Origin of the sequence: Arthrobacter crystallopoietes BAB-32, from assembly GCF_000328305.2 — a bacterium.
Lineage (GTDB): Bacteria > Actinomycetota > Actinomycetes > Actinomycetales > Micrococcaceae > Crystallibacter > Crystallibacter crystallopoietes_A.
The window spans coordinates 1-11,468 of record NZ_ANPE02000223.1 but is presented as its reverse complement, the minus strand read 5'-3'; the positions used below and the strand labels follow the sequence as shown (position 1 = coordinate 11,468).

Here is an 11,468-nt window from a genome sequence, read left to right as displayed (position 1 = left end):
CGCCCGTCGCCGAGGTGCTGCGCCGCTGCCAGGCCACGCCGGCAGCGATGGGAGCGAGCATCAGCACGCGCGCCAATTTAACGACGACGGCGGCCGCCAGCGCCGCGGTCCCCGCACTTTGCGCCGTGGCCACCACTTGTCCCACGTCGTGGACAGAGCTGCCGGCCCAGACCCCGAAGACGTCGGGGGGCAGCTGTGCTGCGGCCATGACCGCCGGCAGCACAGCGATGGCGAGCGAGCCGCACAAGGTTACCAACGCGACGGGAGCGGCGACATCCTGCGGCTTGCTCCCGCGGGCTGCCGCCACGGCGCCGATCGCGGAAACCCCGCAGATGGAAAAACCGGCGGCCAGCAGCAGCGGCTGGTCGCCCTCGAGGCGGAAGGCCCGGCCCAGCAAATAGGTCCCGGCGAAGGCGGCCGCGACGACGCCGGCGGTCAGCAGCAGCCCCCAGGCACCCAGCCGGGCGAGCGAGCCCAGCGACAGTTCCAGGCCCAGCAGCACGATGCCCGCACGCAGGAGCGTCCGCGCGGAGAAACCCAGGCCCGGCCGGACCGGGCCAGCGGCCACGCCCCGCAGACCAGGGACGTTGGCCACGAGCACGCCCAACACCACCGCGAAGCTCAGGGCCGGAACCGCCGGCCACAGCCCGTGGGCGGCATAAGCCAACGCCGCACCCGCCGCCGCCAGCAGCACACCCGGGGCGAGCTGCCGCAGCCTGGCCACGCCGTGCACCGGCCGGCTGGCAGCGGCTGTGGGCTCGGGACTTGGCTCAGGCACAGAAGCAACTGTGCCGTACGACACCTGCAACACGCCAACCGGAGCAAAACCAGCCGCAGCGCCGCGGAACGTGAAACGCTGTAGGCTATGTCTGACCTCTTTGCGGACTATGCCCGCGACGCGACGCGTAGCCCTGCCTTTGACGAGATGTTCGGCCCCGGACAGGTGCCGCGGGGCGAGTATGCCCAAGTGGCCGCCGCCCTCGGCGAGCTGACCCTGGCCGATGTGACCGCGCGCGCGGATTCCATGGCCCGGACCTTCCTCGACCGCGGCGTCACCTTCGACTTCGCGGGGGAGGAGCGGCCGTTCCCGCTGGACCTGGTGCCGCGGATCATCTCCGGCGCGGACTGGCAGGTCCTCGAACGCGGAGTCGCCCAGCGCGTGCGGGCCTTGGAGGCCTTCCTCGACGACGTCTATGACCGGATGTCCGCCGTGTCCGACGGCGTGGTGCCGCGCAGCCTGATAACCTCCAGCGACCATTTCCATCGGGAAGTCTCCGGCTTCGACCCCGCCGGCGGCGTGCGGATCCACATTTCCGGCATTGACCTGGTCCGGGACGAGGCCGGCACCTTCCGGGTGCTGGAGGACAATGTCCGGGTTCCCAGCGGCGTCAGCTACGTGCTCGAGAACCGCCGCGCCATGGCCAAGGGCCTGCCCGAGGCCTTCGGCCAGCAGGCGGTCCGACCGGTCGAAGAGTATCCGAGGCGGCTGCTGACGGCCCTGCGCAAGACCGCACCTTCCGGCGCAGAGGACCCGACCGTCGTCGTACTGACCCCCGGGGTGTACAACAGCGCCTACTTCGAGCACACGCTGCTGGCCGGCCTAATGGGCGTGGAACTGGTCGAAGGCAGGGACCTCATCTGCCGCGCCAACCGCGTCTACATGCGCACGACGGCGGGCGAGCAGCGCGTGGATGTGATCTATAAAAGGATCGACGACGATTTCCTGGATCCGCAGCAGTTCCGCTCGGATTCGGTGCTCGGCTGCCCGGGAATCGTCAACGCCGCGCGGGCCGGCAACGTCACGATCGCCAATGCCATCGGCAACGGCGTGGCCGACGACAAACTGGTCTACAGCTACGTGCCGGACCTGATCCGCTACTATCTCGGCGAGGAACCGATTGTGCCCAACGTCGACACCTACCGGCTGGAGGACCGGCAGGCCCGCGAGGAAGTGATGGACCGCCTCGATGAGCTCGTTGTGAAGCCGGTGGCGGGCTCCGGCGGCAAGGGCCTGGTCATAGGCCCGGCGGCGTCGAAGACCGAGTTGGAGGAGCTGCGCGCGAGGATCCTGCAGGACCCGCGGGGATGGATCGCCCAGCCGGTGCTTCAGCTCTCCACCGTACCGACCATGTCCCGCGGGCAGTTCAGTCCGCGGCATGTGGATCTGCGTCCCTTTGCCATTAACGACGGCGACGACGTCTGGGTGCTGCCTGGCGGGCTAACCCGGGTGGCGCTCAAGGAGGGATCGCTGATCGTCAACTCCAGCCAGGGCGGCGGCTCCAAGGACACCTGGGTGCTGGCCGAAGATCCTGCCCAGCTGCCCGCGGCACAGCCTGTCCCCGCGGCGGTGGCGGCTCCGCAGGCTGCCGTGTGGCCGGTAGATCCGGAGCAGCTGCAGGAGCCGGAACAGTGAAAGAATGCGCGATGATGTGTGAAGGAGGTCCGGACCGATGCTGAGCCGAATTGCCGAGTCCCTCTTCTGGATCGGCCGCTATGTGGAACGGGCCGACGGAACCGCCCGCATCCTCGACGTCAATCTCGAGCGGCTGAACCAGCTGCCCACCGCGGAGCAAATCCTGGTCTCCCGGCAGCTGCTCGGCGTCATGGGCGCCGTGCCGGATTCGCCGGACTTCGGGCTGGGTGACCTGCTGAACAAGCTCGCCTTCGACCGGAGCAGCGCGACGTCCATCGCCGGGGCCCTCGGCGCTGCACGCGAGAATGCCCGGCGGGCCCGGGAGACCGTTTCCTCCAGCCTCTGGGAGGGCCTGAACACCACTTGGTACGGGCTGAACCAGCACCGCAAGGACGTGGTAGGCACCTACCGGTTCTGCCACTGGGTGCTGGAGCGCACGGCCATGATCAAGGGCTTTGCCGACACCACCATGAGCCACGACGAAAGCTGGCAGTTCCTGGCGCTGGGCCGGTCCCTGGAGCGCGCGGACATGACCGCCCGCATGCTCTCGACCCATGGCGCACTCTCGGCCGGGTTGTCCTGGGTCAACATGCTCCGCTGCGCCGGGGCCTACGAAGCCTTCCTGCGCACCCGCCGAGGGGCTGCCGGCGAGGAGCAAGCCGCGGAGTTCCTGCTGCTGGACAGGCTGTTCCCGCGTTCCATCGTCTACGCCCTCAGCGACGCCGAGAAGGCCCTGGAGCGGCTGGACCCCTCCCACCGGCGCATCGGCTTCATCAATGATGCCCGGCGGATCGTCGGGCAGGCCCGCAGCTTCCTGGAATTCCACCAGCCCGGCGACCTGCTGTCGGAACTGCCCGAGCATATGGACCGGGTGCAGAAATCGTGCGCCCAGGCCTCCGACGCCGTCACGCGGTCCTACTTTGCCCAACCGATCGACTTGTCCTGGGTAGGAGAGGTTTCATGACCCGGCTGCGCATCGAGCACCGAACCGGCTACACCTACGACAGCAACGTCATGCTCTCCTACAACGAGGCGCGCATGACCCCGCTGACCGACCCCTACCAGGTGGTCCTCGAATCGGCCCTGACGGTGAATCCTTCACAGGCGTTCGTCAGCCACTACCGCGACTACTGGGGTACCCGCGTCACGGTGTTCGACATGCAGGTGCCGCACGACCATCTCGAGGTTGCTTCGGCCAGCACGGTCGAAGTGCACCGGGCGGAGAAAGTGCCGGCGGCAGAGGACCTGGCAGGCTGGGACGTCCTGCGCTCCGCCGCCGTCGTCAACGATTTCTCCGACTGGCTGCCCCAGACCAGGCTTAGCGAACCGGGCGATGAAGTGCGCCGGCTCGTGCAGGACATGGCCGGTGGCCTGGCGCCGAATGAGGCCGCCCACGCCATCATGGGCTGGCTCAAGTCCGAATTGCAGTATGTCCCCGGCGTGACCGGAGTGCAGTCGAACGCAGAGGAAGTGTGGGTCCACCGCAAGGGCGTCTGCCAGGACCTGGCCCATCTGGGCATCGGGGCCCTGCGCAGCCTCGGCATCCCCGCCCGGTACGTGTCCGGCTACCTGCATCCCCGGCCGGAGGCGGCCCTGGGCGAAACGGTCGCCGGCGAATCCCATGCCTGGCTGCAATGGTGGGACGGGGAATGGCGAGGCTGGGATCCCACCAACACCGGCCCGATCACCGATTTCCACGTCTCGGTGGCCAAGGGCCGGGACTACCGGGATGTCTCACCGCTCAAGGGCGTCCTCTCCGGCGGCGGCAAATCCCAGCTCAAGGTCGAGGTCCGCGTCACCAGGCTCGCCTGATCGGTTCCTGAGCGGACAAGCCTGTGGCCCTGTAGGCACGCCTACAGGGCCACAGGTTTGTGGAGATGCGGTTAGGGCAGCAGGACTTCCTGGCCCTTGCTTAGCACTGTGAGGCCCGATTCCGTCACCTTGAAGCCGCGGGCCCGGTCCAGGTCCGGGTCGACGCCGATGGTCGCTCCAGCCGGCACCCGGACGTTCTTGTCCAGGATGGCCCGCTTCACTTGGGCGCCTTCGCCGATGAAGACCTTGTCCATCAAAACACTGTCGCAGACCTCGGCCCCTTCGCAGACGAAGACGTCTGTCGCCAGCACTGAACCATCGACGCGGCCACCGGAGACAACAACGCCCTGCGACAGGATCGAATCATGCGCTGTGCCGGCCTGGCCGCTAATGCCGCGCACCAGCTTGGCCGGCGGCGAGACAGACTGGCGGGTGTAGATCGGCCACTCCAGGTTGTAGAGGTTGAACAGCGGCATGGGGCGGATCAGGTCCATGTGGGCGTCGTAGTAGGAGTCCAGGGTTCCTACATCCCGCCAGTACTGCTTGTCCGCCTTGGTCGAGCCTGGCACGTCGTTCGCGGTGAAATCGTAGACTGCTGCCTCGCCCCGGCTGACGAAGTACGGCACGATGTCGCCGCCCATGTCGTGGTGGGTATCGAGCCGTTCGGCATCCGCTTCGAGCGCCGCGATCAGAGCGTCCGTGTTGAACACATAGTTGCCCATCGATGCCAGGAAGCTGTCCGGATCATCGGGGAGCCCGGCCGTGCTGTCGGGCTTTTCGACAAACGCCTTGATGCGCGAGGGATCCTGCGGGTCGGTTTCGATCACGCCGAACTGGTCGGCCAGCTTCAGCGGCTGGCGCACGGCGGCCACCGACGCCGCTGCACCGGATGCAATGTGCGCGTCCACCATTTGGGAAAAATCCATGCGGTAGACATGGTCTGCGCCAATAACGACGACGATGTCCGGCTTTTCGTCATGGATCAGGTTCAACGATTGGTAGATCGCATTGGCACTGCCAAGGAACCAGCTCTTGCCGCGGCGCTGCTGGGCAGGCACCGACGCCACATAATTGCCCAGCTGCGTGGCCATCCGCCAGGTTTCGGAGACATGCCGGTCCAGGCTGTGGGACTTGTATTGGGTGAGCACCACAATCCGGCGATACTCGGAGTTGACCAGATTCGACAGCGCGAAGTCGATCAACCGATAGCTCCCTGCGAAAGGCACTGCAGGCTTCGCCCGGTCCGCCGTCAGCGGCATCAGCCGCTTGCCCTCGCCGCCTGCCAAGACTACGGCGAGAACTTTCTTCTGTGGCATTCTTTCCCCCGTCCGGTGGTTTCCCGTCTATGAACTAACTGTGAAGTCCCCCCGCTGTTCAGACTAGAGGACTCAGGTGGGGTGCACTACGTTAGGTTGCGTGCGCATCGACATTGTGACGAAGGAATTTCCCCCGGAGATCTACGGCGGGGCAGGAGTGCATGTGGCTGAGCTCAGCCGCGTGCTGGCCGGCATGGTGGACCTGAACGTCCATGCTTTTGGCAAGGAACGTCCGGCAGACTTCCACGGCGCCACGGTCCGCAGCTACCAGGTCCCCGGCGGCTTGGGGGCGGCGAACCCGGCGGTCCAGACGCTCGGCGTCGATCTGGAAATCCTGTCCGGTATCCAGGGCGCGGACCTGGTGCATTCGCACACCTGGTACGCCAACATGGCGGGGCATCTGGCCGCCCTGCTGCACGGCATTCCGCATGTGCTCAGTGCGCATTCCCTTGAACCGCTGCGGCCGTGGAAGGCAGAACAGCTGGGCGGCGGCTACGCCTTGTCCTCCTGGGTCGAGCGCACAGCCTATGAAGCAGCCGCCGCCATTATCGCCGTCTCGCACGGCATGCGTGCCGATATCCTCCGCTGCTATCCCCAAGTCGATCCCGAGAAGGTCAAGGTCGTGCACAACGGCATCGACGTCGACATGTGGCAGCGGGACGAGAACGACGACGCCGTGCGCGCCTTGGGCATCGATCCACACCGCCCGTCCGTGGTCTTCGTGGGCCGCAACACCCGGCAGAAGGGCGTGCCCTACCTGCTGCGCGCCGCTGACCAGCTGCCGCCGGAGGTCCAGCTGGTGCTCTGCCTGGGCGCCGCAGACACTCCCGAACTGGCTGCCGAAACGAACGCGCTCATCGATGGCCTGAAAACCCGACGCGACGGTGTGGTCCTTATTGAGCGGATGCTCCCGCGGCACGAGCTGATCCAGGTGCTCAGCCATGCCACGGGCCTTTGCGTGCCCCTCGGTCTACGAGCCGCTGGGCATCGTCAACCTCGAAGCCATGGCCTGCGGCGCGGCAGTCGTGGCCAGCGCTACCGGCGGCATCCCCGAGGTCGTCGAGGACGGCGTCACCGGAACCCTGGTTCCGCTGGAGCAGGTGCAGGACGGCACCGGCACTCCGCTGGACCCCGAAGGCTTCGTCCGCGACTTCGCCGCAGCGCTGACCGCGACCGTCAGCGACCCGGCCCGCGCCAAGGAGCAGGGCGAGGCGGGCCGCCGCCGGGCCGAAGAGCATTTCTCCTGGACATCGATCGCCGACAGCACGCTCGAGGTGTACCGCAGCGTCCTGCCGCGGGCCTGAGGCCGCCCCGCCCCGGTACTGCTACGCCAGGTCCTGCTTCAGCCTGGCCGCTGCCTTGTCCCGCTGCCTGGCAACCTTCTCCGGCAGCGGGGCGCTGCCGCTGGCGCGCAGCCGGCGGGCGTAGTCGGCTGCCTCGTCCTGGCGCTGCTGTTCGGCCCCGGTGGCGATGGCCGCGCGGAGGTGCTCAGGACCGTATCCGAACGCCTCGACCAGGTCCAGCGCGAAGGGGCGCAGCCGCTGGAGCAGCCGGTGGATGTAGTCGCCGAGCGTTTTGGCCCGCTGGGCCGACAAACGGCCGTTCATCAGATACCAGGCGAGGTTCTTCTCGACCAGGCCCAGCCCGAACAGGTCCCGGACCCAGGTCAGGATCTGGCGGGAGTCGCCGTCGTCAATGCCCGGCAAGGCGCGGGTAAAGGCCTCCCACTGCAGGAGTTCGGCGTGCGCCCGCGCCGCTTCGATCAGCTCGTGCTGGCGCGAGTTGAACAGCGCTGCCGCTTCAGCCTGGGGCAGCTTGCTGGCCCGCTTGAGGTCGGCCGCCACTTCGCGGACCATCGTGGAGACCCGCTCCGTCAGCAACTGCCGCTGCGTGTTTTCGTCCTTCAGATAGCTGGCCGACTTCCGGCCCGAGCCGCTGTCGGCCACGGCCTGCGCGACTTGCCGCAGGCCCGTGCGGTGCAGGGTGGCGTCCGCTGCCTGGGCGGCGACCCAGCGGGCCAGCGCACCGAAATCCGCATTGCGGAACTCTTTGGCGTAGTCGGCCAGCAGCCGCTTGGCGACCAGCTGCAGCAGCACGTTGTTGTCGCCTTCGAAGGTGGCGTAGATGTCCAGGTCTGCGCGCAGCGCCGTGAAGCGGTTCTCTGCCAGGAAGCCGGCGCCGCCGCAGGCCTCGCGGCACTCCTGCAGCGTGTCGAGCGCATGCCAGGTGCTCAGCGGCTTCAGAGCGGCCGCCAGCGTCTCGAGGTCCTGGCGGTCCGCATCCGTGTCCTGCGCGCCGGAGAAGACGGCGTCGAATTTCTCCAGCAGCTCCTCGTGCGCGAAGGATGCCGCGTATGTGGTGGCGAGCCGGGTCAGCAGACGCCGCTGGTGGCGCTGGTAGTCCAGCAGGACTTCTTCCTCAAGCTCCGAGGCGGCGTTGAACTGCCGGCGCTCCGCCGCATACTTGACGGCAATCGCCAGGGCCACCTTGCTGGCTGCCACCGCGGCGCCATCGAGCGAAACCCGACCCTGGACCAGCGTGCCCAGCATCGTGAAGAAGCGCCGGCCGGGGCTGGCGATGGGGGAGGTGTAGCGCCCGTCCGGATGCACCTGCCCGTAGCGGTCGAGCAGGTTGGTTCGGGGAATCCGCACACTGTCGAAGTGCAAACGGCCGTTGTCGATGCCGTTCAGCCCGCCCTTCAGGCCGTCATCTTCGCCTCCCACCCCGGGCAGGAAATTGCGCTGGGCGTCCCGGATCGGGACATAAAAGGCGTGCACGCCATGGTCCACGCCGAGCGTTACCAGCTTGGCGAAAACGACGGCGGCGAGTCCGTCCTTGGCGGCGTTGCCCAGGTAATCCTTCCAGGCCCCCCGGTGCGGGGTGTTGATCACGAATTCCTCGGCAGCCGGGTCATAGACGGCAGTGGTACCGATGCTGGCCACATCGGAGCCGTGGCCCGTTTCGGTCATGGCGAAGGCGCCGGGCACCTCAAGGTTCATGATGGACGGCAGCCACTTTTCGTGGTGCTCGCGGGTCCCGAGGTGCAGCACGGCCGCGCCGAAGAGGCCCCATTGGACACCGGCCTTGATCTGCAGCGAGGGATCCGCGACGACCAGTTCCTCGAAGCCCGCGATGTTTCCGCCATGGTTGTCTTCGCCGCCAAGCTCAGCCGGGAAGGCGCGGTGCACGGAGCCGGAGTCCACGAGGTACTTCAACTGGGCCGAGACCCGCTCGCGGTGTTCTTCCATGGTCAAGCCGCCGATGCCGGCCAACTCAGGCAGGCCGGCGAGCCGGCGCGACTCGCGCCGGATCGCGGCCCATCTGCCCAGCAGCAGTTCGCCCACAGCAGCGGTATCGAACCGCGACGGGGGAGTGATGCCGTCCTCGGGCTTTTCGACGTCGACGGCGGCGGGTCCGGTTACTTGGGTCATCTTTGGTCCTCCGGAAGGATCGTTAACGGTTGGTTGGTGGGGTGGAGCCGGCGGCCGCCGAACCGGAAATCCCGGCCCAGAGCCATCCGGTCAGCTGTTCGGCCATTTCCTCCCTGCTGGGCTTACCGTCTCCGGACGGAGTTCCCAGCCACAGTTCGCCGGCGGCCCGAACCATGCCGATGGCCGCCGGCGGCCAAAAGGACGCCGCCTTCAGCTGGGCGCTGCCGGCACTGCTGTGAGTGGCCAGGTGGTGGCGCAGCGGGGCCTCGATCATCGCCGTAACCGCAGCGAAGAAGTGGCCCGGCACGGCCGCATCCCCCTGGGCTCCGGCCGGATTGCCGGCGCCGGCGGTCCGGGTCACGAACGCGTAGACGTTGGGGGAAGACTCGGCCATCTGCAGGTAGACCTCCACCATCGCGCGCAAGCCGGCGTGCGCCGTCGTCGCTGTTTCGGCGGCCTCCTGCAGCTTGGCTTGCATGCGTCCGGCGACCGCTTCGCCGACGGCGCGCTGCAGTCCGGCTTTGTCCCCGAAGTAACGGTAGAAAACCGGCTTGGAGGTTCCGGCGGCAGCGGCAATGTCTTCCATCGAAGCATCCGGGCCGAGCCGGTGGACGGCGTGGCGGGCGGCCCTCAGCAGCTCTTTGCGGCGGTTGGTGCGGTGCGCACTCCAGCGGACAGCGCGGCCGTCGCCGGCAGCTTCGGTGGAATCAGGACCTGCGGTATTCACGATACCCAGCGTATCAGGTACGCTGGGTACTGGTAACTGGCCTGCGCCCCTTCCTGCCTTGAACTAAGGAGACACATCGATGGCTTCAACACCCGCCACCCCCGCTGCCGCCGGCATCCGGAAAGCAGTCGTCATCGGCGGAAACCGCATTCCGTTCGCCCGCGCCAACGGGGCCTATGCCCAGGCCAGCAACCAGGACATGCTGACCGCGGCCCTCGATGGGCTGGTAGCGCGCTTCGGCCTGCAGGATGAGCAGATCGGCGAGGTCGCTGCCGGCGCAGTGTTGAAGCATTCGCGGGACTTCAACCTGACCCGGGAAGCGGTGCTCGGTTCCGCGCTGGCTCCAACCACCCCGGCCTACGATCTGCAGCAGGCCTGCGCGACAGGTCTGGAAACGGTCATGGGCTTGGCCAACAAGATCAAACTCGGCCAGATCGAGTCCGCCATCGCCGGCGGCGTCGACACCGCCTCCGACGCGCCGATCGCCGTCAGCGAGGGCCTGCGCGCGGTACTGCTGGAACTCAACCGCGCCAAGACCCTGAAGCAGAAAGCAGCTGCTGCCGCCAAACTGCGGCCGAAGGACCTCGCGCCCGTTGCACCGGGAACCGGCGAACCTCGCACCGGGCTGTCCATGGGCGAGCACCAGGCGCTGACCACGGCCGCGTGGAACATCAGCCGGGCCGAGCAGGACGAACTGGCCCTGTCCAGCCACCGCAACCTCGCCTCCGCCTATGAACGCGGCTTCTTCGACGATCTGCTCACGCCCTACCGCGGCCTGACCAAGGACGGAAACCTCCGGCCCGACACCTCGCTCGAGAAGCTTGGCACGCTGCAGCCGGTCTTCGGCCGGAACCTGGGCGACAAGGCCACTATGACCGCCGGCAACTCCACGCCGCTGACGGACGGCGCCTCCACTGTCCTGATCGGCTCCGAGGAGTACGCCCGCAGCCGGGACCTGCCCATGCTGGCGAGCATCGTCGACTCCGAAGCTGCCGCCGTCGACTTCGTCCATGGCAAGGAGGGACTGCTGATGGCCCCTGCCTACGCCGTCCCGCGGCTGCTGGCCCGGCACCAGCTGACGTTCGAGGACTTTGACTTCTTCGAGATCCACGAGGCGTTCGCGGGCACTGTACTGTCCCACCTTGCCGCCTGGGAGAGCGACGAATTCTGCCGCAACAAGCTGGGCCTGGACGGAGCGCTGGGCAAGATCGACCGCAGCAAGCTCAACGTGAACGGCTCGTCCCTCGCAGCCGGCCATCCGTTCGCCGCAACCGGCGGACGCATCGTGGCCAGCCTGGCCAAGATGCTGCACGAGCAGGCGCAGTCGACGGGACAGCGCGGCCGCGGGCTGATCTCCGTCTGCGCCGCCGGCGGCCTGGGCGTCGTGGCCATCCTGGAGGCCTGCTGAACATGTCGGACGCTTACGTGAAGCTGGTCAATAGTCCTGCCGGCCGCAACATTGCCAAGAAGCTGCAGCTGCCGAGGCCGGCAGTCCTGCGCCGCTACCGCCGGGGGCAGCCGCTGGTTCCCGGGCCCGTGCTGGTAGTCGGCAACGGCACCGGCACGGACGACCTGGCCAAGCAGCTGCTGGACTGGGGCCAGGATGTCAGGCGCCACGCCACACCCAAGGAACAGCTCGGCGGCATCGTGCTGGACCTCACCGCGCTGTCGGAGCCGCTGGAGCTCTCGGAACCCATGCTCACCGTCGGAGGGGCCCTGAGGGACCTGGCACCCGGCGGCCGCGTGGTCGCCGTTTCCCGGCCCGCGGC

Annotated in this window: 8 protein-coding genes and 2 pseudogenes; 6 read left to right on the top strand and 4 right to left on the bottom strand. The window is 67.8% G+C overall.

Annotation, left to right across the window (positions count from 1 at the left end; all coding sequences use genetic code 11):
• On the bottom strand, positions 1-778 hold a 778-nt coding region (locus tag D477_RS17330; protein WP_081608613.1), incomplete at its 3' end, for a YeiH family protein.
• 87 nt (positions 779-865) lie between these two features.
• Here D477_RS17330 and D477_RS17325 point away from each other — a divergent pair.
• From D477_RS17325 to D477_RS17315, 3 genes are read left to right on the top strand one after another with little or no spacing between them, the layout of a single operon-like run.
• Positions 866-2,413 carry a circularly permuted type 2 ATP-grasp protein gene (locus tag D477_RS17325; protein WP_005272660.1) on the top strand — a complete coding sequence of 516 codons (1,548 nt, stop codon included), beginning with the start codon at positions 866-868 and terminating at the stop codon, positions 2,411-2,413.
• A 37-nt stretch (positions 2,414-2,450) separates the two neighbouring features.
• Positions 2,451-3,377 carry an alpha-E domain-containing protein gene (locus D477_RS17320; protein ID WP_005272658.1) on the top strand — a complete coding sequence of 309 codons (927 nt, stop codon included), beginning with the start codon at positions 2,451-2,453 and terminating at the stop codon, positions 3,375-3,377.
• Complete coding sequence (locus tag D477_RS17315) at positions 3,374-4,225, top strand: transglutaminase family protein (protein ID WP_005272657.1); 852 nt, start codon at positions 3,374-3,376, stop codon at positions 4,223-4,225. Before D477_RS17320 ends, D477_RS17315 begins: the two co-directional genes overlap by 4 nt.
• A 71-nt stretch (positions 4,226-4,296) precedes the next feature.
• Here the strand turns inward: D477_RS17315 and glgC are convergent, their stop codons facing one another.
• A complete protein-coding gene (gene glgC / locus D477_RS17310; RefSeq protein WP_005272655.1) occupies positions 4,297-5,541 on the bottom strand; it encodes a glucose-1-phosphate adenylyltransferase in 1,245 nt (414 codons plus the stop codon).
• A gap of 100 nt (positions 5,542-5,641) precedes the next feature.
• Here glgC and glgA point away from each other — a divergent pair.
• Positions 5,642-6,845: pseudogene (glgA, locus tag D477_RS17305) on the top strand (glycogen synthase).
• 21 nt (positions 6,846-6,866) lie between these two features.
• Here the strand turns inward: glgA and D477_RS17300 are convergent.
• The gene (locus D477_RS17300) at positions 6,867-8,972 is read right to left on the bottom strand and encodes an acyl-CoA dehydrogenase family protein (protein WP_005272651.1); all 2,106 of its coding nucleotides are present in this window, start codon (positions 8,970-8,972) and stop codon (positions 6,867-6,869) included.
• A 22-nt stretch (positions 8,973-8,994) separates the two neighbouring features.
• Positions 8,995-9,699: a TetR/AcrR family transcriptional regulator gene (locus D477_RS17295; protein WP_005272650.1), complete on the bottom strand. Its 705-nt coding sequence runs from the start codon at positions 9,697-9,699 to the stop codon at positions 8,995-8,997.
• 79 nt (positions 9,700-9,778) lie between these two features.
• Between D477_RS17295 and D477_RS17290 the strand changes: the two genes are divergently transcribed.
• Both D477_RS17290 and D477_RS17285 read left to right on the top strand, forming a co-directional pair.
• On the top strand, positions 9,779-11,107 hold the full coding sequence (locus D477_RS17290; protein WP_005272647.1) for an acetyl-CoA C-acetyltransferase: 1,329 nt from the start codon (positions 9,779-9,781) through the stop codon (positions 11,105-11,107).
• Positions 11,108-11,109: 2 nt separating this feature from the next.
• Positions 11,110-11,468, top strand: a pseudogene (locus D477_RS17285) (3-oxoacyl-ACP reductase); the annotation flags it as partial.

Excerpts from the sequence above, each read along its gene's own strand:
- D477_RS17290 (WP_005272647.1), top strand. The coding sequence starts at position 9,779 with ATGGCTTCAACACCCGCCACCCCCGCTGCCGCCGGCATCCGGAAAGCA.
- D477_RS17300 (WP_005272651.1), bottom strand. The coding sequence starts at position 8,972 with ATGACCCAAGTAACCGGACCCGCCGCCGTCGACGTCGAAAAGCCCGAG.
- D477_RS17325 (WP_005272660.1), top strand. The coding sequence starts at position 866 with ATGTCTGACCTCTTTGCGGACTATGCCCGCGACGCGACGCGTAGCCCT.
- D477_RS17320 (WP_005272658.1), top strand. The coding sequence starts at position 2,451 with ATGCTGAGCCGAATTGCCGAGTCCCTCTTCTGGATCGGCCGCTATGTG.
- glgC (WP_005272655.1), bottom strand. The coding sequence starts at position 5,541 with ATGCCACAGAAGAAAGTTCTCGCCGTAGTCTTGGCAGGCGGCGAGGGC.
- D477_RS17315 (WP_005272657.1), top strand. The coding sequence starts at position 3,374 with ATGACCCGGCTGCGCATCGAGCACCGAACCGGCTACACCTACGACAGC.